This is a genomic window from Tolypothrix sp. FACHB-123 (assembly GCF_014697075.1).
GTDB lineage: Bacteria > Cyanobacteriota > Cyanobacteriia > Cyanobacteriales > Nostocaceae > Aulosira.
The window spans coordinates 1-26,525 of sequence record NZ_JACJRE010000003.1 but is presented as its reverse complement, the minus strand read 5'-3'; the positions used below and the strand labels follow the sequence as shown (position 1 = coordinate 26,525).

Below are 26,525 nucleotides of genomic sequence, written 5' to 3'. Positions count from 1 at the left end.
AGTTAGCGCCAAAAACCTGAAAATGCGTAGGTTGGGTTGAGGAACGAAACCCAACATTTCCGGGGGTTTGTTGGGTTGCACTTCGTTCAACCCAACCTACAATTTATCCTTAACTGAACCGTATTGTTCTATAAACAATATTCTAATAACAACTATCTACCCATGTGCTGTTAACTAAAGTTGGATAGTTTAGAGCTTGGGTTATTTTATTTATTTCACTTGCTCTTTAGGAATGATATACGAGTAAAAAAAATAGCACGGCCATTGGAAATTTATGTATTTATTTTAACATGCTATAAGTCTGTATATTTCTTAGCGCAATTTGAAAAGCGATCGCTACAGATGTAAATTGGTTAAGGGACATAGACCCAATGCAGCTCCATCCAGGGTAAACCAATGGCTGAAAACCTTGTATATGATGAGTATGAGCGTATTCTAGCTAAACTCAGCATTTATCATATTTTTTTTAAAATTGCTATGACATTACAGATTTATAAATATCTCTTGCCATCAATATAAGTACATTATATGTTTTATTTGCATCCAAGGTGTTTAGTTAAGTTTTCGTAACATACGTATGATTTTTCATACTTAGCTACTTATAACGGAATAAGTGAAATGTACAACTCCTCCTTATTCCTACAAAAGACCATAGAACTATGAAACGTCTTGTGATTTGTTGTGATGGAACCTGGCAAAATTTAACCAGTCCTTATCCCAGCAACATTGTTAAGTTAGCTCAATCTGTCAAATCAATTGCTAGTGACGGGGTTCCACAGATTGTGTTTTACGACGAGGGTATTGGAACCGAAACCCAAAAAATATTAGGCGGCGCTACTGGATTAGGAATCGATCGAAATATAGAAGATGGCTACCGATTTCTGACTCTCAACTACATGCCTGGTGACGAAATCTATATGTTTGGTTTCAGTCGCGGTGCTTACACTGTCAGGAGTCTAGCGGGAATGATTTATTGTTCTGGACTATTAAATCGTCCCCACATCACTAAAGCACATGAAGCTTACGAGCTTTATCGCAAACGCGGTGTCAAGCCAAAAGATAAGGAAGCTGTAGACTACCGTGAAGCCTATGGCGATCGAGTTCCTATCACCTTGGTGGGTTGTTTTGATACCGTCGGTGCTCTTGGTATTCCAGGAATACCCGCCTTCAGCAAGCTGCACGACCAACTCAATCAGCGCTACAGATTCCATGACACTACTGTCAACAAATGTGTTCAAAATGCATTGCACGCTGTAGCCATCGATGAAATCCGCGAGCTCTTTGATGTCACTCCCATGACAAAGCATCCAGAATCAGAAAACCAACGAGTAATTCAAAAGTGGTTTCCTGGCGAGCATGGTTGCGTTGGTGGTGGTACAAAAGAACATAGTGGGCTATCGGATGCAGCCTTACAATGGATGATTGATTCTATCAGTGACCTAGGATTGGGATTAGACTTCGATACTAGTGTGATTCCCACAGGTGTCAATCCCAACTATGAATGTGACTTTAAGAACGATCCTGGATTCTTTAAATTGGGAGGAATCAAGCTGCGTAATGTCAGCGATGCTCTGGAAGACCTCCATGAAAGCACAATCAAACGCTTAAAAGCTCGCAAAGACTATCGACCCAAGAATCTCCAAAAGGTTATTACCAAACTAGATTAAGAGTTTTGATAAATTCCTCAGGGTCAGAATCCCGATTTCTTCAAGAAGTCGGGATTCTTGCAACCTTGCAAAATTAATGGGACAGACCATTAGATACAAAAAATTGACTAAACACAAAAATGAGAGGCATAGTATGACCAAAAGTAAAACAATTGTGGACGAATTAAAAGGTGTGGTAATGATGAAACTCCTCAACACACCACTTGCTCAACGCTTAATTGAGGAGAAAGCAGAAAAGAAAATTTCTCAATCCCGTGAAGAGAAACCAACTGCAAAGTTGCTTCCCAACTTAGGGAAGATGCATAAAGTTACAGGTCAGTTGGTTTTTAGCGATACCAAAAAGCCATTACACAATATTGGATTGGAACTGTGGGATAGAGATATTGGTACGCCTAGCGATTACTTAGCTCAAGGTTTAACTGACGAAAATGGTCGGTTTGAAATCTACTACGATCCGGAAAAAGCAGGCTTTAAAGATGCACCAGATTTGGAATTAAGAGTAATTGATAATCGCGTCACTTTTAATGCTAAAAATCAGCCAGTTTATATCAACCGTATTGCCTCCATTATTAAAGGTGGGGACAATGTTACTCAAAAAGAATATGATTTTGGCACTTTGACCGTTCCCTATTGGCCCTACAATCCCGATAGCCCTTTTGCGCGGATATTGCTTGTTGATCCCGAAGACACCCCTGATGATTATGCTGTTGGGCGGAAATTTCAAGCCTACGAAGCGGCTAATACTCTAGCTCCTATTAAGGCTAAACTGGTAATTTCTCACACCCTCAAACCGAATCAACTCTCTCTTGCAGAAATTCAATCGGCTTACCCGCCAAATTTAACAATAGAATTAGATAAAAAAAATCCAGGTTATACCAGAAGCGATGAATATTTTGTCTTGCGGGTTCTGAATGGGATGAATCCCTGCTTACTCAAGCGCCATAAAAATAATCCCAATCAGTACAAGGTAAGTTTCAATTGGGATAATTACGAAAAAGATCAAACCCACGATCTCAATAATGTCGAAGCTTTATTTGAATTGCAAGATGGCAAACTTCAACCCACCGCCATCACCGTTCAAAGTCGGTATCCTGACTCTTTTGCTCCCCATTCTCCTTTGAAAGATCCTGTAACTTATACACCCAAAGACGGGGAAAAATGGTCACAAGCAAAACGTATTTTCCGTACTAATTCCTTATTTGCAGGGGAAGTAATTGAACATTACGCTAAGTCTCATGTGCAGATGGAGCAATATGCTGTTGCTGTTTTCCGCAACTTGCGCAAAAATCCGATCCGTTTGATGTTAGTTCCCCACTTGAAAAGCTTGATTAACATCAACCGTCGTGGTGATGATTTATTAACATCACCAACTGTTGGTTTATTTACTACCAACGGCCCGTTGACTCATCAGTCATTCATCCAAATGTGTCAAGAAACGGTGGCGACTTATGATTGGAAAGGCTGGAAACCACGTCAGCCAATCTGTCAAGCTCATACTTATGCACAGGTAGCTAATCTCTATTGGCAAGTTTTAAGTGAGTATATTGATGCATATTTCCAGGAACACGAGCAGGAAATTATCCAAGAATGGGTGGAAATTCGCCGTTTATCTGAGGACTTGCTAGAGCATAGTATGGCATATCAACCAATCCAAGGTGTGATGGCGAATACAGATAATGATTACGATTGGTATGATAAAAACGAACTCGATCGACCAGATATTGAGAGAGCAAATATTAATGGTACGGTGAAGGTTGTTCGCCCCATTACCCTGACTGACGAACCCAGTGCAACAGATATCGACAACTTAAAAGAGTTTTGCCGCTATGTGATTTTCCATACCACTCTATGGCACACTTGGGTAAATGATTCTCAAACTGATGAGGGGGGAGAATTAGCCTATAATTCCCTAGCATTACGTAATGGTAGCTTTGGTAGTGAAAACGATCCAGCGATCGCACCTGATAATTTAGAAGCAACCAACCAACTTTATATTTTTAGTGTCTTAAATGGCATTAAGTACGGCTTAATTCTCAAGAATGAAGACGATGATGTTCCCGAAGTGTTGAGAACCACATTAGCACGTTACAAAGAAGACTTTACCAGGCTTAGTTATGAAGCTAGTAACATTAGAACATTGATCAATATTTAAGCTGTTGTCAGTTGTTCATTGTTGACTAGCGCTTTTCTATCTGTAGATATTGCTAATGTAAATTATGAATTAGCAATACAAAGTTAAAAATTACCAGCCCCAGGACTTTAATAGTTTTGGGGCTTTTCTGATTTTCATCTATGAATGTTTATACTAATGCAATTAATGATTGGGATATGTGGATTGTCGCCAAGGGCGGGAAAACCCCACCCCTACAAATCTATCCGTCTCATTCTGTTTTTAATTTGTATCAGTTGTGATGTTGCGCCTATTTCCTGTAATGTTTATGAGAAGGTAGAAAAAAACATATTATCTTCCTTGTGCCTCACTTCGACTACGCTCACTTCGACTACGCTCAGTGAGCGCATGTTCTCTGCCTTTGTTTCATCAACAATCAAACTCGATTCATCTATATGGTTTCTACATTCCAAACAAATCAAAACAAGATTGGCGTGGCGATTGTTGGTACAGGATTTGGTCAGAAAGTCCACATCCCTGGATTGCAAGCACATCCACAAACTGAGGTGGTGGCTATTTATCATCGAGATATCAATAAAGCTAGAGCGATCGCTAAATCCAATAATATCCCCCATGCCTGCGATACAATTGCAGATATCGTCAAATTACCCGAAGTGCAAGCAGTTACCATCGCTACCCCACCGTTTTTGCACTATGAAATGGCAAAAACAGTACTGCAAGCTGGGAAACATTTATTACTAGAAAAACCGATAGCTTTAAACGCAACTGAAGCGAAGGAACTTTATCAGTTAGCCCAAAAGCAAGGTGTAATTGCAACTATAGACTTTGAATTTCGCTTTGTCCCAGGATGGCAAAAGTTTGCTCAACTATTATCAGCAGATTATGTAGGTAACAAGCGGTTAATTAGAATTGATTGGTTAGGTTCTTCCCGTGCAGATGCTTCCCGCCCTTGGAATTGGTATTCTGCTCAAAATCAGGGAGGTGGTGCATTAGGTTCCTTAGGTTCCCACGCCTTTGATTATATTTATTGGTTATTTGGCCCGGTACGTCGGCTCAGCGCTCATTTAACTACCGCTATTCCCACACGCATTGACCCCGCTACAGGCGAAAGCAAGCCAGTGAATACAGATGATACCTGCGTGCTGACGTTAGAATTAGCCGATGGTACACCTTGCCAACTTACCATTAGTGCTGTAGTTCATGCACCGAGAACTCATTGGGTAGAAGTATATGGCGATCGCGGTACTTTAGTTTTAGGTAGTGAAAATCAAAAAGATTACATCCACGGTTTTCGGGTTTGGGGTTCCCAACCAGGTAAAGCCTTAAGTGAAATCGAAATTCCCTCCGAGTTGATGTTTCCCCAAAACCACGCCGATGGGCGAATTTCCGCATTTATTCGCGTAGTCGATCGATGGGTAAAAGGAATTTATAGCCAGCAACAAATAGTTCCATCACTGCGAGAAGGGGTTTACTCACAATTATTGATGGATTTATGTCATGAATCCCATAAAGCAGCAAGCTGGGTGGATGTACCTAGTTTGGAAAGCTTTGTTGACGGTTGACGCTTGATTAAATCATCGGTGACGAAATTCTACTTCTTTTTCCAGAATTTTGATATCATAGTTCTCAAAAAAATCGTGACCTAATAATCCGATCGCGGCTTTAGGTGCGATCGCTACTTCAATATTACTAGCTACAGCCGAGCCAACAGTAATATTCTGGACTTGGCTTGTGACAAATTGTACTTCAGTTCCATCGGCTATTTGGGCGTTGATTTTCCCTGTAGGCTGAAGTTTCAGGGCATTCGCCATTTTTTGAGTTATCAGGGTACTGCTAGCACCAGTATCCAAAATCATCTCAAAAGTATGTTGTTGATTGAAGGTGACATCAACAACCGGAGTTTTCCCCATCCGGCGCTTGATAGGAATGCGAAAAACTCTACTATCTACAGGTGTTGCACCGCAGAGGCTACCTAAACTGACAGTTTTCCCAGAAGAAGTTACCATAAAGCAACTTCCGGGATCTTCAGCCTTAGCTTGATGTAGGAATGCTAAAAATATTAACGTTGGCATTATTGCCATTACACCTAAGTTAAAAGTCATCCAACGCTTTTTAGCATTCTTCATAGGATAATCTGCTCCGCAATTCCTAATACCCTTTGTTATTAGATTACCCAATAGTTAGTAGTCAACAGTCAACCGTCAACAGTCAACCGTCAACCATCAATCATCATCTTCCGGCATAATTGCCTCTTGGAGATTAGCACCATCAAGTTTAGCGCCTCGGAGTTTAGCGCCTCGAAGATTTGCGCCGGCGAGGTTAGCACCTTTAAGGTTAGTCCATGATAAGTTTGCACCCCGCAAATCAGCTTCGCTGAGGTTGGCGCGAAACAGATATGCACCACTGAGGTGAGCTTTGGTGAGATTGGCTTTATAGAGGTTAGCTTTATAAAGATACCCTTCGATCATTTCTGCTTCGTGTAAGTTAGCTTCACTCAAATCAGCTGCAATCAAATTAGAACCCATCAGGTTAGCAAAACAAAGGTTAGCGCGAATGAGTTTAGCACCATCCAAATCAGCGTCTCTTAAGTCAGCATTACTTAAGTCTGCACCTATGAGATTAGCATTTGCGATCGCAGCATCTTTGAGATTTGCCCAACTCAAGTCACAGCCAATTAGGTTAGCATGGCTGAGATCCGCTTGTTTCAAGTTAGTACCGCTTAAGTTAGCAACACTAAAGTTAGCTGTACTCAAGTTTGCTTCAATTAACTTGGCTCTGTGGAGATTAGCACTACTCAAGTCAGCACCACTCAGGTTAGCTCGCACCAGCACAGCATAACTTAAATCTGTTCTGGTTAAATTTACCCCTTGCAGGTTAGCACCTCTGAGGTTCTCTCCGGAGAGATGTGCACTACTGATATCTGGTTCAATCTGGGGATTTTGATTTCTCCACTCAATCCATTGAACTGCACCAGCTGTCAGTAAAGCTAGATGCTCTCGATTCGCCATTGTCTCTCCTTTACTCCTGACGACCACTTTGGGGATTTGTCCGACCTGTAACATTTTCAATTGCTGTTAACGCTCCAGCTGCACCTGCAAGAATATCCCGTTCTTGTCCGCCTAAATACAGCCGTCCAAAGCTACCTACAGCTTGTACCTCCAGAATATTAATCGACGCTGCTTTTTCTGCTTCGTTTGCAGCTAATGCAGCATAAGCCGCAGGTTCAACTTCTAAAACATATAGAGTTTGTCCGGCTAATAATAACTGTCCCCGGCGGGTGCGATTAATTAATTGCGTCTGGTAAGCATCGATATTGCGGATAATTTGGCTGGAAACTACCCGTGGTTTGATACATTCTTCTCTTTTAACGCCTAAAGCTGCCAAAATCGCTTGACCAGCCGAGCGCGTTTCTCCTTGGGAGCTAGAATGAACTTCCAATAAACCATAAAGTCGTTCAACTACCTGTACACCCGGACGTACAGAGGCGGCTTTTAAAGCAATATCTGTAATTTTATTAATTTCAATGCCAGGAGAAATTTCAATCCATAGCGATGTATCCCCTGGTAATGGCAAGAAACCTTGAGCTACGGTTCCCATATATGCTGCATGTTGAGGTTGCAGATTGTCGAGAAATACGAAACTGCGTAGTTCTATTCCCAAGGTATTAATCTCCAGTCATGGGGCTAAACGTTATCGGTTGCAATATATGAGTGTAACCGATTGTTAGCCGTCATTAGTCATTGGTCATTTGTCCTTTGTCAGAGACGCGATAACCCTTGTCTGTACATTGATCTAGAAGATAACAAGGTTGTGAAACTTATTTAAACGTATAAAAAGCTACCATTTTTTAATTCTTATTGCCATAAGCAGTAAATACAGCACTGAAAAAAAATAAAACACCAATAATTAAATACCACAGCGTCAGCAGCTTACTTTTACTCCAACCGGGTTTCATTATGTCACCACCGTCGGCACCATGATACCAATTATCGGTAAAAAAGAAATCGATATATGCATTTGACCAGATGTTGGTATTACAATCTGCTATACAATTGTGACGAATTTTACAACCAGCCATAAAATAAGACAACACAATATTGGGCTGGTAGATTTACATGATCATTAATTGTTTTTGGAGAAAAATTTCTCTAGCTTTTTTTATCGCTACACTTGCTTTTTCTTGTGAATCAACTGAAACCAAAAAAATACAACAGACACAAGCAAATACTACTGTTAAGCCCACACCACAACCAAATATTAATTACGGTGAATTAATTATCAAAGAGCAATCAGAGTATTTGATGATTCCAGTTATTTCTACAGAACAGAGATCAGAGAAAAATACTAACTATAGCCTGTCCCGTAGTTATGAGAAATATAACTTAATCTATAATTTTATTTTTTATCACAAACAAGATCAGTCAACTCATCTTTTATTTAAGAAAAAAGTAATTATTAACTCTTTTGACTTTCTAGAAACAAAAGTAGCCGGGAAGACACCTACAAGATTGTGGTTATATCGAGTAATTGAACAAGATACAAACGGCGATAACAAGCTTAACTATGAAGACGCCTTAGTGGGCTATATATCTGATTTATCAGGTAAAAATCTGCTCCAAGTTACTCCTAATAATATACAAATTCAGAACTTTGTGATTATTCCCAGCCAAAATGCCTTGTTGCTGAGAATAATTAAAGACTCTGATAACGACAAAAAATTTACAGCCAAAGACAAAACAAATTTCCTGAGGATTAGTCTTGATAAACCCGCTATGGGTACGGAAATTATTAACGAGCAAATAGAGCAAGAAAGTAAATCTTATATCTCTAAATAAATTTAAAATAAGTCAGGTGGGCAATTCCCACCATAGATTGATTTCATGTATAGAAATGAGAGAAAATGCTACAGATGCTAGGAGCATGGCACTGCCATGCCCTCTAGAATATATTGATGTGCCCTCAATTGTGCTGTAATACCCAATCTCTTAAAAGTGAGTTTATGCGATCGGGTATTTCATCATGAGGACAATGACCCGCCGATAAAAAATGCTCTTCCAATTGTGGATAATATTGGCGAAACTTGCGAGAACGTTCTCTAGCATTCATCCAAGGATCGGCTTCTCCCCACAACAATAATAAAGGACAAGTTAATTGCTTGAGCAAGACATCAACTTTTTCACCTTGGGGTGTACTAAACACTGAGACAAATACATCAAATGCACCTGCATCATAAGCTGGACGATAAATTTCTTCGACTAATTGATCTGTAATTGCGCTTTTATCTAAATAAACTTTTTCTAAGGTTTGGCGAATTACCCAACGTTGACGCACGTATTGAAATAATAAAAACTGCGCTAAAGGTTGCTTAAACATCCACTTAACGCCATCACCTAATAACTTTTGTAATCCCGATTCTTGTTTGGGAGGTTGAATTTGTGTTTGTAATGCTTCTGGTTCTGCTGTTGGCTGTTCGTTAAAAGGGCCTGCACTATTTAGCAAGACTACACCAGCTGCACTATCAGGGTATTGTGCAGCAACAGACAAACAAGCATAACCACCAAGAGAATTACCTACTAAAACTGCTTTTTCACCAATGACTTCATTAATAAAATCGTGGAGTTGATCCCGCCACAAGTCGCCGCTATAGTCTAATTTAGGTTTGGCTGAACGTCCAAATCCTAATAAATCAATGGCAAATACTTGAAAATCTTGGCACAGTCCGGTGATATTCTTGCGCCAGTGGTCTGTAGAAGCACCAAATCCATGCACTAAAAGCAAAGACGGACGTTGCAGTTGTTTCTCTGTGGCTTTAACATAGTAAACTTTGTGCCCTCGCCACTGCCAGTATTGTCCGGGTATGGGGGTTGTAGAGGAGGCTGTGATTGCCTGCATGATTCTAAAGAAATGTGAAGTAGCTTTAATAATTGTACATTGGGCATTGGGCATTGGGCATTGGGCGTAGCTTTTCCTCTAATCTGTGACTAGGGGATAGCAGTCAGTGGGAAATAGAATAGCTTTTGCGATCGCATTTATAAAAAACGGGTTCACCCTCCCTCAGGGTATTACCCCTTAATTACTTAGTGAATAACGCTATATATTTAGCTCATTAATATTTTTTATTCCGCATATTTTCTGATTTGTTAAAAACATTACCTGAACTTTTTAAATATAAGATTAAATCTATTTTAACCTTATCTTAATAATTAATTAATCTAAAACATAGATTGTATTGAATACGAATAAATCGCAATTTTAATTTAGTGAAAAGCGACTTTTATGCCAGTTTAATACCAATTTAAATGAAATCGAAATAATAATTATTCTATCTAAAGCGGATTTGCTAACAATTTAAATTCTCAAATTATAAAAAACACTTAGACCTAATGTATAGATTTTTCTCTAAAGAAAATATATCCTAGATTGCATCTAAGAATATGGTCAAATCTGAAGAGATAACCACAACTGTTAGCCTGCATAACTCGCAGTATTATTTTAATCGCGAGCTAAGTTGGATAGAATTTAATCGGCGAGTTTTGCATGAAGCATTGGATCGGCGTACACCTTTATTAGAAAGGCTGAAGTTTACGGCTATCTTCAGTAGCAATTTAGATGAATATTTTATGGTGCGTGTAGCATTTCTTAAAGAGCAAGTAGAAGCGCAATTAAGTCAACGCACCCCAGATGGTCTAACTCCCGAACAACAATTAAAAGCGATCGCGCAAATTTTGCATCCAATGGTAACCCAGCAGCATCAACATTTTGAGCAGGTGCTGCGTCTAGAAATGGCATTTAATGGTATTCATATTCTTAATTACACAGACCTGAGTTTAGAACAGCGCGATTATCTGCAAAATATATTTATCCAGCGGATTTTTCCAGTACTTACACCCTTGGTAGTAGATCCCAGCCATCCCTTTCCCCGAATGGCGAATCTCAGTCTAAACTTAGGAGTAGTTGTCAAAGACCCAGTGACAGAAAAAGCCAAATTTGCCAAAGTTAAAGTACCAAATATTCTGCCACGATTTCTGGAAATACCTCAGGATTTACAAGCACAAACTAGCCAAGAAATCCACTGGATGGGTGTGCCAATAGAACAGGTAATAGCTCATAATTTAGAAGCTTTATTTCCGGGGATGATTGTGCAAGAATATCATTTATTTCGCCTCACCCGGAAAGCTGATTTAGCAGTAGCTAAAGCAGAAGCAGATGATTTGTTATTAGCAATTCAACAAGAGTTACGCAGAAGACATTTTCGCGGTTCTGTAGTCCGGTTAGAAATTCAACCATCAATGCCTGAGTCTGTGCGCCAAATATTATTATCAGAAATGGAGCTAACTGAAAGTGATATTTATGAACTAGATGGGTTGTTGAATTTAAAAGATTTAATGTCATTCCAGGATTTGCCATTACCAGAACTCAAAGATCCACCTTGGACACCAGTCATTCCACCTCAGCTACATGATTGTTCTCCAGCCATCCAAACCACTAAAGCAAATAAACTAGAAAAAACAGAGAATATTTTCGCCAAAATTCAGCAGAATGATTTGTTAGTACATCATCCTTACGAATCTTTTAGCGCTTCAGTAGAAGAATTTATCGCTCAAGCTGCTAGCGATCCCCATGTACTAGCCATTAAAATGACACTTTACCGTTCTTGTGGCGATGCGGAGATTTTTCAATCTCTAATGGCTGCGGCTGAAACTGGTAAGCAAGTTGCTGTAGTTGTCGAATTAAAAGCCCGTTTTGATGAAGAGAATAATATTAATTGGGCACAAAAATTAGAAAAATCGGGAATTCATGTAGTCTATGGCTTGTTAGGATTAAAAACTCACACAAAAATTGTGCTGGTGGTGCGGCGAGAAGGAGCAAGTATTCGTCGTTACGTGCATATTGGCACTGGTAACTACAATCCGCAAACAGCAAAGTTATACACCGATTTAGGACTTTTCAGTTGTCGAGAAAATTTAGGCGCTGATTTAACTGATTTATTCAATTATTTAACAGGCTATGCTTATCAGCCTTGTTACCGCAAGCTGTTGGTATCACCAGCAAATATGCGCGATCGCATTATCGCCTTAATTCGCCGCGAAATCGAACATTGTCACAACGGTAAACCAGGGCGAATTATTGCCAAAATGAATTCCCTAGTAGATCCGCAAATCGTTACCAGCCTCTACGCCGCATCGCAAGCTGGGGTAGAAATCAATCTCATTGTTCGCGGTATCTGCTGTTTGCGTCCGGGAGTGGCAGGAATTAGCGAAAATATCCGCGTAATTAGCATTATTGGCAGATTCTTAGAACATTCTCGCCTCTTCCACTTCCATAATCATGGACAAGATGAAGTTTACATTGGCAGTGCTGATTGGACACCCAGTAACTTAGACAGGCGTGTGGAAGCTGTGACACCAGTTGAAGATCCAAAGATTTCCCAAACTTTACAAGATATTCTCGAAATTATGCTCGCAGATAATCGCCAAGCTTGGGAGCTGCAAACAGATGGTACTTATATCCAACGCCATCCCCGCAAACATGAACCAGAACGTAGTAGCCAAAAGATATTAATGGAAATATGGCAATCGTTTAGGTAATTGGGCATTGGGCATTGGGCATTGGGCATTAAGTATTTATTTACCCGCTCTGCTTCCTCTACACCCCTGCTCCCTGCCCCCCTGCCTTTTTGTATTTCGACACCAAAGTTGTGGTAAATTTCCGAGTGGGAATCACTGACTGATAAATCAAGCATGTTGCAGATTACAGGCAAAACGAAACTTTTAGGAGTGATTGGGTATCCGGTGGAACATTCGCTGTCACCAGTGATGCACAATGCAGCGATCGCGCAATTGGGATTAGATTATGTTTATCTACCCTTTCCCATAGCACCAGAAAATTTAAAAAGTGCGATCGCAGGTTTTGCGGCTGTTGGGGTGGTTGGTTTTAGCGTCACAATCCCCCACAAGCAAGCAATTATGCCTTTTTTATCAGAAATTACTCCCATTGCCCAAGCAATCGGTGCGGTAAATACTGTCACTCGCCAAAATAATACTTGGGTAGGCACAAACACAGATATAGAAGGCTTTATTGCACCTTTGCAAACTACATATAAACAAGATTGGAGTCAGAAAGCAGCGGTAATTTTAGGTAATGGTGGCGCAGCTAGAGCAGTTGTTGCAGGTTGTCACCAGCTAGGCTTTGCCGAAATTCATGTAGTAGGGCGCAATCAGCAGAAATTACAAGAATTTTACGATAGTTGGCATGATTCTTCCCTAGCAATAAATTTACAGGTGCATACATGGGATAAATTAGCCAAACTCATTCCCCAAGCCAATTTATTAGTAAATACTACGCCAATTGGCATGTATCCAAAAGTTGATGCATCGCCTGTGAGTGCAGCGGAAATGGCTGATTTACCAACAGGAGCGCTCGCCTATGATTTAATATATATTCCTAAACCCACGCAATTTTTACAACTAGCTCAACAACAAGGTGCAATTGCCATTGATGGTTTAGAAATGCTCGTCCAACAAGGTGCAGCCGCATTAAAAATCTGGTTACAGCAAGAAACTGTACCAGTAGAAGTGATGCGTCAAGCGCTGCAAAATCACCTTGGTTTGAGCTAATACCAATTCAAGGACGCTGCAACAGCAGAATTTTTGGATTCTGATGATCGCGAGAGTTTGTAATTCCCGCTAAGAGTTTGCCATCAGGACTGACAACGAAAAGACTGAGAAGCTGTTTTTCCAGAATTGCTTCTAACTCAACTGTTTGCAAATTCCACAATGTCAGTCCTTTTGACGTACTACCAATAATTAGATTATGGCTGAGGGCAATATCAAATGGTCTAAATATCTTGCGAGAAAAGCGTTTCTGAGCCTTGAGTTTTCCTGTTGTTAAATCCGATACTTGCAGATAGAAATAGTATTTTCCTGCTCGCTTGATGCTAACTAGTGTCTGCCCATCTAAACTGATGCGTGCTAAGTTTGAAGGGCTAAAAGATTTTAGCAGGACTTTTTGTTGGTTTGTGGCGACATTCCACGCCATAAGTTTACTATCTGGTGAAGTAAAAAGCACGGTTTTACCATCTGGACTAATGTCATCGAAATGGGAATATGGCAATCTTGCTTTTTGCTCACCTGTGGCCATATCCCAGACTTTAATCTCTGGCAATTTACCCTGATCCAAACTAATAATAGTCTGACCATCAGCGGAAATATCAACATGAGTAACATTGCCAGAGTGACCTTTGAGTATCTTTTGCGGTCTATCTCTTGTAATATCCCAGATGCGAACTATGCCATCACCGCTACCACTGACAACAGTTTTGCCATCAGGAGAAATCGCTAGAGCATTAATTGCACCTGAATCACTCTGTAGTGTTTTTTTTAACTTTAGAGTTTGCAGTTCCCAGACTTTAATTGTTTTATCTTGACCGCCACTGACTAGAGTTTGACCATCCGCACTGATTACAAGGGCATTGGCTGTAGGATGTCCCTCTAAGGTGCCAACTACTCTGAAATTGCAGTAGGGAGATGTAATTGCATTATGGGAACAGTACTTCCCCCTGTATTGCAAAAAAGTGAAAAGGTCTTCAGGATCGCTACCGAGGAAACTTAAAATGATGGCTACCAGAATTAATAAGGCTTTGAGTTTCCATTTACCAGAAAAGAAATTTTTCATATTTCTTTTGATTAAATTTTTTCACTCGGTATTCTTCAAGATCACAGTTAACAATTCCGACATCTCCCACAAATCTTTATTCGGGTTCTCAAGAAAGGTAGAGGGCAGAGGGCAGGAGGCAGAAGGAGACTGCACTTTGTCCTCTGCCACGATCACCAATTTGAACAAAGAATACGACAGATGTTAGGGGTAAGGCATTGCCCTCTAGAAGATATTGATGTGTCGCAAACATTATTTGAATTGGTATGAGCAGTTTATGTGCAAAATCCAAAAATTAAGGTTCGCTGAAAATTCTCAGCGAACCTTACTTAAACTCGATTGTCTAAGTGTAACTGTAACAAAAGTTTTTAAGTTGGAATAACTTGAGCAATCAGCGATCGCTTATCAAGAGATTGAACTTTACCTGCTTCGCTGAGATCGTTAACAATACGGTCTAGTAGTTCTATAGCTTTTTCACGATATTGATGTTCTCGACCTCGTAACCGAATGGCAAACTTTACTGAATCGCCTTTTTTCAACCACCCCTGCGCTTGCTCGATGCGTAAGTTGTAATCCGCTGCACCTACATTAGGACGAAAGCGAACTTCTTTGACTGTCGGTCTAGCACTCTGGCCTTGACGCTTTTTCTTTTGATACTGTAGCTTGCCATAGTTCAAGATTTTAGCTACAGGAGCGTCTTTGCCTTCGGAGACTAAAACCAAGTCAAGTTCTAGGCTCTCGGCTAATTGTAGAGCTTCGTAGGTGTTTGTCAGACCACGATTGTTATTTTCATGGTCAATCAAGAAGACTTGAGGTGACTTGATTTGCGAGTTAATTAGTTGCTTTTGGACTACGATAACGGTTTCCTCTCAATTTTCAACACTTTGCCAATGCAAGTAATGCTAATCTAACACAATCTTTTGGTAAGTAACCTATACCTAGGAAACAATTGTTTATATAAAGTTATATAACGCTTTTGCAACATCTCTGCTAAAACTTGAGAGCTGCTGCCATAGTGGTAAGTGAGAGTTAATTCGGTGACCTCGTTTGTTTTTAGTATTTACAGGTTTTTTGTTTTTGGTATTTACAAACTTTTCTCCGAAATTTAAATCTCTACATGCTCATGATTTCGGAGACAATCTATGTCAGTTTACGTAGGCAACCTTTCTTACGACGTTACAGAAGAAGCGTTGAATGCCGTATTTGCAGAATATGGTTCTGTTAAAAGAGTTCAACTACCCACAGATAGAGAAACAGGTCGCGTACGTGGCTTTGGTTTTGTAGAAATGGGTACAGATGCAGAAGAAACTGCTGCAATTGAAGCTCTTGATGGTGCAGAATGGATGGGACGCGACCTCAAAGTAAATAAGGCTAAGCCTAGAGAAGATAGAGGTTCCTTTGGTGGAAACCGCAATAATTACGGTGGTGGTGGCGGTGGACGCAACCGCTATTAAGCTTTAGCTTGATAGATTTAATTCTTTGAATTAATCTTTTAGTCTAGTAAATTCATTGATGTATTCACAGCTCAGGCATTTTTGCTTGAGCTTTTTTGATTGGTAATTGCTAAACAGTCAATCAATTTTAGATTTTGGATTTTAGATTTTAGATTTTATATTAACTGCACCCATAAAGGGATGCAGCTTGGGGATGCAAGGATTTTAGATTTGTTCCGCCCACGTTCGCGTAGCCTCTCGGAGAGAGGGGCGGGGCTTGTACCAAAGAAATAATCCACCCATCCAAAATTTAAAATCTAAAATTGGCACGGTCAACGCTCAACTCAACCCCATCTTCAAATTACATCTGTGGAAATTGTGGATAACTGAAGCGATCATCTATTTTCCAATAATTTTGTAATTTGCTATCTGTGGAAAACTTGTGGAAAAACCCCGATATTTTTCCACAAGGTAAATATACTTATGTTAATTTTTTGCTAGAAAACTGTCACGTTTTCCCAAAAATTTTCCCCAAACAATAATTTTTTGCCCTATACTAATTAATTTTTAATATATTTTTATACTCGGCTTAATCTTGTGGCAAAATTTTTTGATTATCAAACTCAATAGCAATCCTTAGGGTTGTGGAAAACTGCTAGGTAATTATCAACTTGATGATTAGGAGCGGCTATTGATATTAATCCGATCGCTTAATTGACGGAGGGTATTTGCTACAGTGCGATCGCTATCTCGTAGTTGAGAAATCTTATCACAGCTGTAAATCACCGTTGTATGATCTTTACCACCAAACTCTTCGCCAATGCGCGGCAAACTCAAAGATGTGTGTTGACGCATGAGATACATACCAATTTGTCGCGCCCAGCTAATTTCTCGCCGTCGGGAATTACTTTTGAGGTCGTCAATGGAAATTTGATAAACATCGGCTATCACCTTTAAAATTACTTCCGGTGTTGCTGCTACTTTTTCGCTGGGAGTTTCTAAAACTGGGGAGATACTCGCAACTGACATCGGTAAACCCCAAATTGAGATATAAGCGATCGCTCTTGTTAACGCTCCTTCCAATTCGCGAATATTAGAAGTGTAATTAGAAGCAATATACTCAATCACATCTTTAGACAGGCGAATTTGTTCATACTCGGCTTTTTTTTGCAGAATCGCCATCCTAGTTTCTAAATCAGGCGGTTGAATATCAGCAATTAACCCCATCGAAAACCGCGAACATAATCTTTCTTGCAAGCGAGGAATTTGGTTTGGCGGGCGATCGGAAGCAATCACAACTTGCTTACCAGCCTCATGTAATGTATTGAAAGTATGAAAAAATTCCTCTTGGGTAGACTCGGTTCTCTCCAAAAATTGGATATCATCTACTAACAACACATCAGCAGCGCGATAATGCTCCCGGAAACTTTGCATACTATCCTGACGGATGGCTGTGATTAAATCATTAGTAAACTGCTCGGTGGAAACATAAAATATTTTAGAATCTGGGCGAATTTCCTGGCGGTAATGTCCAATAGCTTGCATCAAGTGCGTTTTACCTAAACCTACACCACCACATAAAAATAATGGATTAAACTCCCTTCCTGGAGATTCAGCCACAGCCAATGACGCCGCATGAGCCATGCGATTGTTAGCACCGACAACAAATCTAGAGAATACATACTTTACATTTAATTCGCTAGTTTTTTGTTGAGTTTGGGCGATCGCCACAGTAACAGTACTTTGGGCTGGTAATTTCCAAGGAACTTCTGACTCATCTAATTGCGAAACCTCATCACCTTTAGCCACAGTAATGTAAATTTCTACAGGATGACCTACAATATCTTGCACAACATGAGCAATAGTGTTGATGTAATATTTCTGTAACCAATTCCGCGCAAAAGGATTAGGAGTACATACCACCAAGCAATTGTTTTCTAATCGCTCTGCACTAGCAGTTTTAATCCAAGTTTCAAAGGTGGGACGGGATAATTCTTGCTGCAATCGCTCTAGTACCTGACTCCACAAATTTTCTAGGGGAATTTCCATTTTTAACACCTTTGCTGCTAATCGTCACAATCTAAATTACAAGCAAGCACTAAGTAAGGACTCATATACTCTAGGCCGGGAATGAGCTTTTAAGTTGTAATCATTTTGGGGTATACCCGGTAGGCAATATCCTACCACTCACTGACTAACACGGAGACGCAACGACACATGAAGATAAACACCTGGATTTGTGCAGCCCAAAATATTGTTACTCAAGGTTTACTCCCGCAACAGGGTAGAACCAATCTGATGGCGATGCTATTTAATGTCAGTTTTGTGGTGTACCTTGGGGGTTGCTCCCTGTTACCAGGAAAGAGTTTTGAGAGACAAAATAACGATTCCCAACCTCCGGTAATACCCCAAAACACCATTGCGCCCGCCCCAATTTTTTCTTCTTCTGGTGGCGATCCTAATTTTGTCGTGGGAGTGGTACAAAAGGTAGGTAGTGCTGTGGTGCGTATTGATTCTTCCAGAACCGTAACTTCCCAACCAGAAGAATTTGAAGATCCATTTTTCCGCCGATTTTTTGGCGATACCCCATCACAGCCCAGACAACGAGTAGAACGGGGTAGCGGTTCGGGATTTATCATTAACTCCACTGGTCAAATTTTGACTAATTCCCACGTAGTAGACGGTGCTGATGATGTAACAGTCACCCTCAAAGATGGTCGCACGTTTAACGGTAAGGTGCTGGGAGAAGATCCGGTTACTGATGTGGCTGTAATTAAAATTGATGCGAATAACCTACCAACCTTGGGAATCGGTAACTCCGACGCTTTGCAACCGGGAGAAGCTGTAATTGCAATTGGTAATCCTCTCGGTTTAAATAATACTGTAACATCGGGAATTATTAGTGCTACAGGTCGTTCTAGCAGTGATATTGGTGCTAGCGACAAGCGCGTAGATTATATTCAAACTGACGCAGCGATTAACCCCGGTAACTCTGGGGGGCCATTATTAAATGTTCGGGGTCAAGTAATTGGGATGAACACGGCGATTATTCGCGGCGCGCAAGGCTTAGGCTTTGCGATTCCCATCAACACCGCCCAAAGAATCGCCCAACAATTAATTACTAGCGGTAAAGTTGATCATCCTTATTTGGGGGTGCAAATGGTGACGCTCACTCCTGAACTCCGGGAAAGAATTAATAGTAGATTAGGCGATCGCATTACATTAAACACTGATAAAGGTGTTTTATTGGTGAATATTGTTCCTCGTTCTCCCGCTGCTGCTGCTGGCTTAAAAAGCGGCGATGTCATCCGCAGTATTAATAATCGCCCTGTGGACAAAATAGAAGATGTCCAAAGGCTGGTAGAAAATAGCAAAATTGGTGAACCTTTACAAATGCAGGTAGTCCGCAATGGACAAGTTAGTCAAGTAGCTGTCACCCCTGCGCCTTTACCAGTGCGGCGTGAAAGTTAAGCATGGGGTATTTTCAGGGTGATTGGGTATGGGCGATCCTTAATAAGCGATCGCCTTTTGGTGTCAGAATAAATATTGGATAAAAATAAGTATTAGCATCTAGGGCGTAATCAGCAGAAGCATTGATGATGATTTTCCCTAAATTTAGTTAAATTAGCGGTTTTATCAGTTGTGAACTTAATATACAATTTCTAAACTTGATTTACAAACTCTAAACTTGATTTACAAACTCTAAACTTGATTTTCGAGTTACAAAACTTGATTTACAATCTCTAAACTTAATTTACAAACTCTAAACTTGATTTTTGAGTTACAAAACTTGATTTACAAACTCTAAACTTGATTTTTGAGTTGCAAAACTTGATTTTTACTGACACAGCTAAATTAGCTGTGTTAGTCCAGTAGGGTGTGTTATCGCGTCAGCGTAACGCACCGTAAATCTCTGATGGTGCATTAGGACTAAAGTCCATAACGCACCCTACCAGATTCAAGCCTATGTCAATCGGGTTTTTCCGAGGAGTGTATACACCGTAGCGTTAAACCTTAGCCGCTGCTGGTGCGGGTAAATTTACTTTCAATCGCTTAAACATGGCTTCTCGTGCTTGCATTGCTAAGGTATCATCTAAAGGTTCTAGAGTAATTGGCTGTTGATACTTCAGCCGCAATGCTGTTTGCAATAACCAATCTGCAACAAAGGGATTTTTGGGTAACAAGGGGCCGTGAGAATAAGTAGCGATCGCATTTTGATAAAATGCTCCCTCAGTTCCATCCTCACCATTATTGCCCAAACCGTAAACGACTTTTCCTAAAGCTTCCACTTTCCCCAGCTTCGTACGTCCACCATGATTTTCAAAGCCGACTAAATAAGGCGTGCTACCTGTCATCGCTTTTAAATCTTGTGCTAAGCGGGAGGCTGTAACTTCAATTACCAAATTTCCGATGCAGCGTTTAGTATTTTCACCAGGATGAACAGAGACTAAATCTAAAATTCCTAAACCTTCAATCCGTTGTCCTAATCCGGGTTCATAATAATGTCCGAGTAACTGGGGCGAACCGCAGGTAAATACTCCTGGTGTCCCATTTTCTATTTTTTCACGCATAGCATCGGCTTTAACACCTTGCAAATCGCGCATAACAATTTCTTGCTGTCTATCTTGCGCACCACCACCGACAATCAAGTCTACAGATTTAATATCATCGGCAGTAGCATTTTGATCTAACGGTAAAACTTTTACGCTGTATCCCCGCCATTGAGCGCGGCGTTCTATAGTAATTACATTACCGCGATCGCCATAGGTACTCATCAGCGTCGGATATAACCAACCAATTGTAATTTCAAATTTTGGAGAAGTCATATAATTTGGGAAATGGGGCATTGATGTTAATACTCTGGTTGTGTGATGTAGCACATAACCATCTAACTAAAAAGTTTTTATGCTTAGTTATGTTTCTTGAATAATTGAATCATTCATATATTTTTCAATTTAGGATTGGCGAATCCGGTGTATATCTAGAGTTTGGGTAAGCATATCGCACATTTGATTTGATTGCTATGTTTATTCGTATTTTATGTAACAGTTTTGCGGTAACATTTTGCCGATAATCCCAAAAGAGTTATCAGGAAATTTCAAAAATTCAGTTTCACTTTTCCTGTTGAGTCGTAAGATTACAGATTGTCAAAGGTTTGTTTAACAACCTGAAATATTACTTTATGGATTGTAAAACTGCTACATTAGTCTACCAAACAGAGAATCATCTCGAAAAAATTCGCGATATTTTCCCCGAAGCATGGCAGTTCTTGGAAGAACAAGCTTTTGCTTATGTTCAAGGTAAGAAAGATAATTTTGATTCAGCTGTTAAAGATTTAGTAGGTGAAACCAATTTTAAATATAGAATGGTGCACCGTGATGATAAAGACCAACTCACCAAAGATTTGGGAGAATTATTAGGAGATATTACCTCCCGTTTACTTTTACAACAGCATTTTTCGCAATTAGTTGGTCAAAAAGTTTTCTTTAGTACAATTTGCTGTAGTAGCCATCTCACCGCTGACCATGAGATGACTTTAGAAGAAGTGTTACCAATTCAGCGCGCAGCTGTGAAGTTGCAGTAGTTTAGGGGCTAGGGAGCAGGGAGCAGGGAGCAGGGGAGAAAAACTTACCCAATGCCCAATGCCCCATGCCCAATTACAAAATCTTCCGCCCAGTTAAAACTTCACGTACACTCAACATGGCTGTATAGGTGGGTAAAATATGCAGGGTTTCGTTGTTGGGTGTACTTTCTAATGCTGTGTTAATGGCATCGCGTAAATCTTCTTCCACAATCAGATTAAAATTACTGTTAGGGTTAGGATTGCTGTAACGCAGACGTAAGGCCATGTCATAAGCGCGATCGCCACTCACAACTAAAGTACCTCCACGCTGGACTAATTTCTCTGTATCTACGTCCCATATCCAAGATACATCTTCACCATCTTGCACGCGATCGTTTAACACCAGCAATGTGGTTTTATCTGTGCTTTGAGTAACGACGCGAATGGTTTCATTCGTCCCCACAGGATTTTTTGATAATAAAATCCGTACCTTTTTGCCGTTAATTTCCAACTCTTCCGCCCGCCCAAAAGCGGCTTGGAAGTTGGGAATAGTATCGCGGATAGTCACCGCATCAACTCCTAATTCTTGGGCAGCGGTGGCAGCAGCTAAGGTATTGTATTTGTTATATAACCCCACCAAAATTTGCGGCCATTCGCTGCTGTTGAGGCTGGGTTGACTGCGACTAAAGCCACAATTACCACAACTATATTCGCCCATGTGCGACAGATAAACCCCTTCGTAGTTGAGAGCTTGTCCGCATCTGGGGCAATAGATAGAATCAACAGCATGGGGAATAGCTTCTAAATAATGTTCTGGTTCGCTCAAACCAAAAAACGAGACGCGCTGTTGAGTTAATTGTTGGCCGAGATAGCAAATAGTAGGATCATCAGCATTAGCAACTACGATAGTTTGGGGTGATAAAGTTGCGATCGCTTTACCCCAGCGTTTACTAATAGTATCGACTTCCCCGTACCTATCGAGTTGGTCGCGAAACAAGTTTAAACACAGAATCAACTTTGGCTGAATCGGCGCTAACACCTTGGGTAGGATATTCTCATCAATTTCTAAAATCGCGTAATCAACATCCAAGCTACCCGTTAAGCTAGCGTTATCCATCAGCGCCGTCATCAACCCATTTTCCAGATTCGCGCCTGTGGAGTTATGCGCCACACGATAGCCTTTGCGCTCTAAAATTTCTCGTAAAAGTAGGGATGTGGTAGTTTTACCATTAGTCCCAGCAATGAGAATTGTTCCTTGCTTTACCTGCTGACTCAATAATTGCAACAACTTCGGTTCAATTTTCCGCGCAATCGAGCCTGGTAATACACTAGCAGCACCAAGGCGGAGCGATCGCACCATCAAAGTTACGCTTTTCGCCACCGACACCGCCAAACCTAGTCTGAATCTATCTATAAGTTGTATTTTGTTTGTCACAGTAGTTAATAGCTTAATTAAATTTGTCAATAGTCAATAGTCAATGGTCAATAGTCAATAGTCAATAGTTAGTTGTCATTGGGCATGGGGCATTGGGCATTGGGTATTAAGTATTTATTTATTTACCCCCTCTGCTTCCTCTGCTTCCTCTGCACCCCAGCCCCTCCTTTTCCCTAGCCCCTAGCCTCTAGCCCCTAGCCCCTATATGGCGTTATCTTAAAAAATGGTGCAAGGACGTAATCATATATCCAGCGCTACTTGCTGACTTCAGCAAAAACTCACAAAATAGTAGCTCACAAGGTTTCTTTTGATGAATGGCTTAAAGTTTCCTTTTTTACAGAAAAAAACTCATTGGCAAAAATTGATTTCTAAAGCTTTGGTGCTGCTTGCGTGCTTGTTGATTATTAATGTCCAACCAGCATTTGCTGGTATTAAGGAAGACAATTATGAAGGCAACATTTTCGTAGTTTATGCTGGTAATGGTTCGCTCATTCCTCCTAGACAGACATTAGCACAGTCCCTACAAGAGCATAAACCGACCTTTTTGGCTTTTTATGTTGATGACAGCAAAGATTGTAAGGAATATGCCATTACAATTTCGCGGGTACAGGAATTTTACGGTAAAGTTGCAGAAATTATCCCCCTTAGTGTAGATACTTTCTCATCTCAAAAAACTGACGACCCTACCGATCCTAGATATTATTATTCTGGGTCAGTACCTCAAGTTGTCGTCTTTGATCAATCAGGTAAAGTAGTTTTAAATAAACAAGGTCAAGTACCTTTTGAAGAAATAGACGATCGCTTTCGTGAAGTGTTTGATTTATTACCTCGTTCCGAGTCGGTACAGTTAAAGCGGCGTTCTTTCAATGAATTCAGTAGTGAGTTAAGTAAGTAAGCTTGGGGGTAGACCAAATTGGTCTGCCCTAATTTTTAGTCATATCTGATACTACATTGTCAATTTCGTCAAGAGATAATCTGGAAATAATCTGATTTAACAAAAAAACTTAATTCATCGTCTATAGTTCAATGGCACACTAATTAAGATGGCACAAAGATGGGGAAAAATTAATAACCGACAACTGACAACTGACAACTGACAACTGACAACTAACTAATTAGAGTGTGTTCTGATGTTAAAGGTTTATACTACCGAAGAACTCATCCAAATTTTGGCAGCCGAACGTCAAGCTTGCTTGAAGGGAGAACGCCTAAAGTTAGAAGTAACAGTTTCTGGTAATCCGATAATTGACCAGTTTATCAGAACTGATGGACTGCAAAAGTTTACTGCCTATCAAGATTTTAAAGCTGCTATTCACGACTATCAAAGAGAAAATCAAGTATCAGGCATCATTTGGCATGAAGTGAATGTCAAAGGAAAAACTGTGCATTATCCTAAAATAGATAGTGAATTAATCGCTTTAAATAATGATTTAAAAATATTACAATCTGCCAAAAATTCTATCTTGGAATTTTGGTATGAAGTCACTTCAGGTATGGATTTGTACTTAAGTTTTAATAACAGCAAACAACACGAACAAATTCATAAAATTGATGTCGAAAGAATTGCCCAAAGAACAGAATGGGCTAGTTTATGGAAGTGGGAAAATTCTAACTTTTTAGAAATAATTTTGCAGTTAGGCTGGGGTCAACCACAAGAAGCCTATTATAAGCGCGGACGACCGCATTCTGGTAGCGAGTATATTCATGCGGTAAACCCAGGTAATCGTCCGATTGGTTAAATTCAAACTAAGTAAATCGGTGCAAGAAACCAAACTAGTATAAATTTGAGGATTCATTTCGTAGTCAGGACTTCAGTGCTTATTTTGAGGACTAAAGTCCTCTCTTCTCTACGAGATGCCCTTGCTGGTATCGTTAATTAACGTGCCAGAAAAGATTGAAACAACCAATATGCGATCGTCCCGAAAATAATCATTAAAGATACAGGGAGAAACCAAATGCCTAAATTAGGCGTTTCTGTATTTGCTAAGTAAAAAATCTGCCACTCAATATAAGCAAATAACCAAACCATTTCGGTTTTCAACCAATTTAGCATTGAGCAAGCAATTTGATACTGTCGTAGTGCATTTTCTTCTGTGATTTGCACTGCATAATTAAATGTTTGGGGATAGCGACTGACAACTGTCAGCATCCCATAAATTAAGAAACAGACCACCGGGAACAGCCAGAGAAAGTTTTTACTCCCCCAGCCGTTGGCTTTACCATCAAATCCAAAATGGATGGGTATAGTCTCTGGTAATGCAAACCAAGCATGAATTGCAGTCCCAAACAATGCAACTATTCCTGCGATCGCAATCCAATTGAGCATTTTTGCTTGCTGAGTCTGGGTAGGAAAAAATACAGGTCTTTGATAAGTCATTATAGCTCCATTGTTTCGGCTGATTGTGATTATAATTTAGCTTTTGATTGGAGCTTAGGGCTTGGGTTTGTTACAGAGATTTAAGCTACCTATATTATTCTCTTATGAGAGGGATTTTTTAGGGCGATCCGCATAAACCTTCACTATAGGTAAACCTCTTTGAGGAATGCTGGTAAAAAATTGTTGTTTTAAGTTATCAATAAAATATGAACCAAGCAAACTGATGATTGATAAAATTGTGGCGACTAGGGTAAATTTGGCGGGTATACCTATTATAATTAAAGCCAAAGCTAATAGTGCTAATAATCCTGTCAATCGCTGCAAAATTGTGTATATCTTATCAAGAAAAATCACCGAACGGCGACAATTAGGACAAAATTTTGTATGTCTATGCCATCTGTCATAAAGTTGTTCATTATTGATATCTTTGACAGTGGTTCCTATATTATCTTGCCAATTAGGTGCGCCGCCAGCAAATTCATCAAGCCATTTTCTAAAAGTAACAATACCTAAATCAGCAGGAGAAGGCATAAAATATGCTTTCTGCCATTTTTCATTTAGAGAAGCTTCAATCATTTCTTGGGAATGCATGACTGTTAAATCTTGATCGCTTAATTTATATGTTAATAAATGCTTTAAACCGATTTGTAAATAGTTTGGCAGCAAAGACGACCAAGATTTTTTCTTAACTGTATTACCTTCAGTAATAAACTTACCAATATGTCTACATTGACCGGGTTTGGTAGGTACAAAATACAACTGAAATATATGATTTTTACCATTAGCGTAACGGTAAATTGTTGTATTTGCACAAGGGGGTAGAAAATTCCTGTTGGCTTCCATATCTTTATTGAGAAGATTATAGCCAGAATGTTTGAGATGAAAACCTGCATCGGCCGATATTTCACCTACTAATGAGAACTCTTTGATAGGTACTGCTTTTTCTGGTGAAAAATAACCGCTTCCTTCATGTAAATATTGCGCATGTGAAGGATCAAAAGTACTTTCAACTGAGACAGTGTAACCAACTGGAACTTCTGTCATGTGCCAATCCATAAATGATTTATCAGGGTCGCATTCTGGGATGGTGGCTGGATTTTTTAATTTACAATCTTCAAAGGCTGTGGCGCTATCATCAGGCCAGATCCATAATAAACCTTGCAGCTAGGGGAAACGCATCTTATTTCCTAATAAAAACTAAGAGAGATTTCAAAATGACATTGATAATTGTAAAAATTCCGGCAATGATAAATAAAACAAATAAAA

At 39.9% G+C, this 26,525-nt stretch carries 23 protein-coding genes; 12 read left to right on the top strand and 11 right to left on the bottom strand.

Annotated elements, in window-relative coordinates; all coding sequences use genetic code 11:
• Positions 1-659 precede the first annotated feature (659 nt).
• The 3 genes from H6G41_RS02685 to H6G41_RS02675 all read left to right on the top strand — a co-directional run bounded on the left by H6G41_RS02685 (position 660) and on the right by H6G41_RS02675 (position 5,360).
• Complete coding sequence (locus tag H6G41_RS02685) at positions 660-1,667, top strand: DUF2235 domain-containing protein (protein WP_190743382.1); 1,008 nt, start codon at positions 660-662, stop codon at positions 1,665-1,667.
• Between the two features lie 133 nt (positions 1,668-1,800).
• Entirely contained in the window at positions 1,801-3,819 is a 2,019-nt protein-coding gene (locus tag H6G41_RS02680) for a lipoxygenase family protein (protein WP_190743380.1), read from the top strand.
• 413 nt (positions 3,820-4,232) lie between these two features.
• The gene (locus H6G41_RS02675; RefSeq protein ID WP_190743378.1) at positions 4,233-5,360 is read left to right on the top strand and encodes a Gfo/Idh/MocA family protein; all 1,128 of its coding nucleotides are present in this window, start codon (positions 4,233-4,235) and stop codon (positions 5,358-5,360) included.
• A 12-nt stretch (positions 5,361-5,372) separates the two neighbouring features.
• Here H6G41_RS02675 and H6G41_RS02670 read toward each other — a convergent pair whose 3' ends face one another.
• The 3 genes from H6G41_RS02670 to H6G41_RS02660 form a co-directional block, all read right to left on the bottom strand.
• A complete protein-coding gene (locus H6G41_RS02670; protein ID WP_190743376.1) occupies positions 5,373-5,924 on the bottom strand; it encodes a TIGR02281 family clan AA aspartic protease in 552 nt (183 codons plus the stop codon).
• Between the two features lie 96 nt (positions 5,925-6,020).
• Positions 6,021-6,806, bottom strand: a complete 786-nt coding sequence (locus H6G41_RS02665) for a pentapeptide repeat-containing protein (protein ID WP_190743374.1) — start codon at positions 6,804-6,806, stop codon at positions 6,021-6,023.
• A gap of 10 nt (positions 6,807-6,816) precedes the next feature.
• Positions 6,817-7,458, bottom strand: a complete 642-nt coding sequence (locus H6G41_RS02660) for a hypothetical protein (protein WP_190743372.1) — start codon at positions 7,456-7,458, stop codon at positions 6,817-6,819.
• Positions 7,459-7,913: 455 nt separating this feature from the next.
• Between H6G41_RS02660 and H6G41_RS02655 the strand changes: the two genes are divergently transcribed.
• Positions 7,914-8,633, top strand: a complete 720-nt coding sequence (locus tag H6G41_RS02655) for a hypothetical protein (RefSeq protein WP_190743370.1) — start codon at positions 7,914-7,916, stop codon at positions 8,631-8,633.
• 124 nt (positions 8,634-8,757) lie between these two features.
• Here H6G41_RS02655 and H6G41_RS02650 read toward each other — a convergent pair whose 3' ends face one another.
• Positions 8,758-9,690: an alpha/beta fold hydrolase gene (locus tag H6G41_RS02650; RefSeq protein WP_190743732.1), complete on the bottom strand. Its 933-nt coding sequence runs from the start codon at positions 9,688-9,690 to the stop codon at positions 8,758-8,760.
• 542 nt (positions 9,691-10,232) lie between these two features.
• Here H6G41_RS02650 and ppk1 point away from each other — a divergent pair.
• Together ppk1 and H6G41_RS02640 are read left to right on the top strand one after the other, a co-directional pair.
• Positions 10,233-12,386, top strand: coding sequence for a polyphosphate kinase 1 (gene ppk1, locus H6G41_RS02645; protein WP_190743368.1), 2,154 nt, complete (start codon positions 10,233-10,235; stop codon positions 12,384-12,386).
• Between the two features lie 153 nt (positions 12,387-12,539).
• Positions 12,540-13,415, top strand: a complete 876-nt coding sequence (locus H6G41_RS02640) for a shikimate dehydrogenase (RefSeq protein ID WP_190743366.1) — start codon at positions 12,540-12,542, stop codon at positions 13,413-13,415.
• Positions 13,416-13,422: 7 nt separating this feature from the next.
• Here H6G41_RS02640 and H6G41_RS02635 read toward each other — a convergent pair whose 3' ends face one another.
• On the bottom strand, positions 13,423-14,472 hold the full coding sequence (locus H6G41_RS02635; protein ID WP_190743364.1) for a WD40 repeat domain-containing protein: 1,050 nt from the start codon (positions 14,470-14,472) through the stop codon (positions 13,423-13,425).
• Between the two features lie 347 nt (positions 14,473-14,819).
• Positions 14,820-15,287, bottom strand: coding sequence for a translation initiation factor IF-3 (infC, locus tag H6G41_RS02630; RefSeq protein WP_308795902.1), 468 nt, complete (start codon positions 15,285-15,287; stop codon positions 14,820-14,822).
• A gap of 306 nt (positions 15,288-15,593) precedes the next feature.
• Here infC and H6G41_RS02625 point away from each other — a divergent pair, with 306 nt between their 5' ends.
• Positions 15,594-15,905 carry an RNA-binding protein gene (locus tag H6G41_RS02625; protein WP_190743362.1) on the top strand — a complete coding sequence of 104 codons (312 nt, stop codon included), beginning with the start codon at positions 15,594-15,596 and terminating at the stop codon, positions 15,903-15,905.
• A gap of 657 nt (positions 15,906-16,562) precedes the next feature.
• On the opposite strand, the gene dnaA is transcribed toward H6G41_RS02625, so the two are convergent.
• Positions 16,563-17,933 carry a chromosomal replication initiator protein DnaA gene (dnaA, locus tag H6G41_RS02620; protein WP_190743360.1) on the bottom strand — a complete coding sequence of 457 codons (1,371 nt, stop codon included), beginning with the start codon at positions 17,931-17,933 and terminating at the stop codon, positions 16,563-16,565.
• A 249-nt stretch (positions 17,934-18,182) separates the two neighbouring features.
• On the opposite strand from dnaA, the gene H6G41_RS02615 reads away from it, so the two are divergent.
• The gene (locus H6G41_RS02615; RefSeq protein WP_242037792.1) at positions 18,183-19,355 is read left to right on the top strand and encodes an HhoA/HhoB/HtrA family serine endopeptidase; all 1,173 of its coding nucleotides are present in this window, start codon (positions 18,183-18,185) and stop codon (positions 19,353-19,355) included.
• Between the two features lie 536 nt (positions 19,356-19,891).
• Here H6G41_RS02615 and H6G41_RS02610 read toward each other — a convergent pair.
• Positions 19,892-20,710 carry a type 1 glutamine amidotransferase gene (locus tag H6G41_RS02610; RefSeq protein ID WP_190743356.1) on the bottom strand — a complete coding sequence of 273 codons (819 nt, stop codon included), beginning with the start codon at positions 20,708-20,710 and terminating at the stop codon, positions 19,892-19,894.
• Positions 20,711-21,066: 356 nt separating this feature from the next.
• On the opposite strand from H6G41_RS02610, the gene H6G41_RS02605 reads away from it, so the two are divergent.
• On the top strand, positions 21,067-21,468 hold the full coding sequence (locus H6G41_RS02605) for a hypothetical protein (protein ID WP_190743354.1): 402 nt from the start codon (positions 21,067-21,069) through the stop codon (positions 21,466-21,468).
• Between the two features lie 73 nt (positions 21,469-21,541).
• Here H6G41_RS02605 and H6G41_RS02600 read toward each other — a convergent pair whose 3' ends face one another.
• Positions 21,542-22,882 (bottom strand): MurT ligase domain-containing protein, encoded by a 1,341-nt coding sequence (locus H6G41_RS02600; protein ID WP_190743728.1) that lies wholly within the window; start codon positions 22,880-22,882, stop codon positions 21,542-21,544.
• Between the two features lie 310 nt (positions 22,883-23,192).
• Here H6G41_RS02600 and H6G41_RS02595 point away from each other — a divergent pair, with 310 nt between their 5' ends.
• Together H6G41_RS02595 and H6G41_RS02590 are read left to right on the top strand one after the other, a co-directional pair.
• Positions 23,193-23,777 (top strand): thylakoid membrane photosystem I accumulation factor, encoded by a 585-nt coding sequence (locus tag H6G41_RS02595; protein ID WP_190743352.1) that lies wholly within the window; start codon positions 23,193-23,195, stop codon positions 23,775-23,777.
• A 235-nt stretch (positions 23,778-24,012) separates the two neighbouring features.
• Positions 24,013-24,621: a hypothetical protein gene (locus H6G41_RS02590; protein WP_190743350.1), complete on the top strand. Its 609-nt coding sequence runs from the start codon at positions 24,013-24,015 to the stop codon at positions 24,619-24,621.
• Positions 24,622-24,758: 137 nt separating this feature from the next.
• Here the strand turns inward: H6G41_RS02590 and H6G41_RS02585 are convergent, their stop codons facing one another.
• Positions 24,759-25,259, bottom strand: coding sequence for a DUF1648 domain-containing protein (locus H6G41_RS02585; RefSeq protein WP_190743349.1), 501 nt, complete (start codon positions 25,257-25,259; stop codon positions 24,759-24,761).
• 102 nt (positions 25,260-25,361) lie between these two features.
• Positions 25,362-26,315, bottom strand: coding sequence for a hypothetical protein (locus H6G41_RS02580; protein ID WP_242037786.1), 954 nt, complete (start codon positions 26,313-26,315; stop codon positions 25,362-25,364).
• Positions 26,316-26,317: 2 nt separating this feature from the next.
• Here H6G41_RS02580 and H6G41_RS34915 point away from each other — a divergent pair.
• A partial coding sequence (locus tag H6G41_RS34915; RefSeq protein WP_242037785.1) for a hypothetical protein occupies positions 26,318-26,525 on the top strand: 208 nt, incomplete at its 3' end.

Coding starts and splice junctions, on each gene's coding strand:
- H6G41_RS02685 (WP_190743382.1), top strand. CDS start 660: ATGAAACGTCTTGTGATTTGTTGTGATGGAACCTGGCAAAATTTAACC.
- H6G41_RS02680 (WP_190743380.1), top strand. CDS start 1,801: ATGACCAAAAGTAAAACAATTGTGGACGAATTAAAAGGTGTGGTAATG.
- H6G41_RS02675 (WP_190743378.1), top strand. CDS start 4,233: ATGGTTTCTACATTCCAAACAAATCAAAACAAGATTGGCGTGGCGATT.
- H6G41_RS02670 (WP_190743376.1), bottom strand. CDS start 5,924: ATGAAGAATGCTAAAAAGCGTTGGATGACTTTTAACTTAGGTGTAATG.
- H6G41_RS02665 (WP_190743374.1), bottom strand. CDS start 6,806: ATGGCGAATCGAGAGCATCTAGCTTTACTGACAGCTGGTGCAGTTCAA.
- H6G41_RS02655 (WP_190743370.1), top strand. CDS start 7,914: ATGATCATTAATTGTTTTTGGAGAAAAATTTCTCTAGCTTTTTTTATC.
- H6G41_RS02650 (WP_190743732.1), bottom strand. CDS start 9,690: ATGCAGGCAATCACAGCCTCCTCTACAACCCCCATACCCGGACAATAC.
- ppk1 (WP_190743368.1), top strand. CDS start 10,233: ATGGTCAAATCTGAAGAGATAACCACAACTGTTAGCCTGCATAACTCG.
- H6G41_RS02640 (WP_190743366.1), top strand. CDS start 12,540: ATGTTGCAGATTACAGGCAAAACGAAACTTTTAGGAGTGATTGGGTAT.
- H6G41_RS02635 (WP_190743364.1), bottom strand. CDS start 14,472: ATGAAAAATTTCTTTTCTGGTAAATGGAAACTCAAAGCCTTATTAATT.
- H6G41_RS02625 (WP_190743362.1), top strand. CDS start 15,594: ATGTCAGTTTACGTAGGCAACCTTTCTTACGACGTTACAGAAGAAGCG.
- dnaA (WP_190743360.1), bottom strand. CDS start 17,933: ATGGAAATTCCCCTAGAAAATTTGTGGAGTCAGGTACTAGAGCGATTG.
- H6G41_RS02615 (WP_242037792.1), top strand. CDS start 18,183: ATGGCGATGCTATTTAATGTCAGTTTTGTGGTGTACCTTGGGGGTTGC.
- H6G41_RS02610 (WP_190743356.1), bottom strand. CDS start 20,710: ATGACTTCTCCAAAATTTGAAATTACAATTGGTTGGTTATATCCGACG.
- H6G41_RS02605 (WP_190743354.1), top strand. CDS start 21,067: ATGGATTGTAAAACTGCTACATTAGTCTACCAAACAGAGAATCATCTC.
- H6G41_RS02595 (WP_190743352.1), top strand. CDS start 23,193: ATGAATGGCTTAAAGTTTCCTTTTTTACAGAAAAAAACTCATTGGCAA.
- H6G41_RS02590 (WP_190743350.1), top strand. CDS start 24,013: ATGTTAAAGGTTTATACTACCGAAGAACTCATCCAAATTTTGGCAGCC.
- H6G41_RS02585 (WP_190743349.1), bottom strand. CDS start 25,259: ATGACTTATCAAAGACCTGTATTTTTTCCTACCCAGACTCAGCAAGCA.
- H6G41_RS02580 (WP_242037786.1), bottom strand. CDS start 26,315: ATGGATTGGCACATGACAGAAGTTCCAGTTGGTTACACTGTCTCAGTT.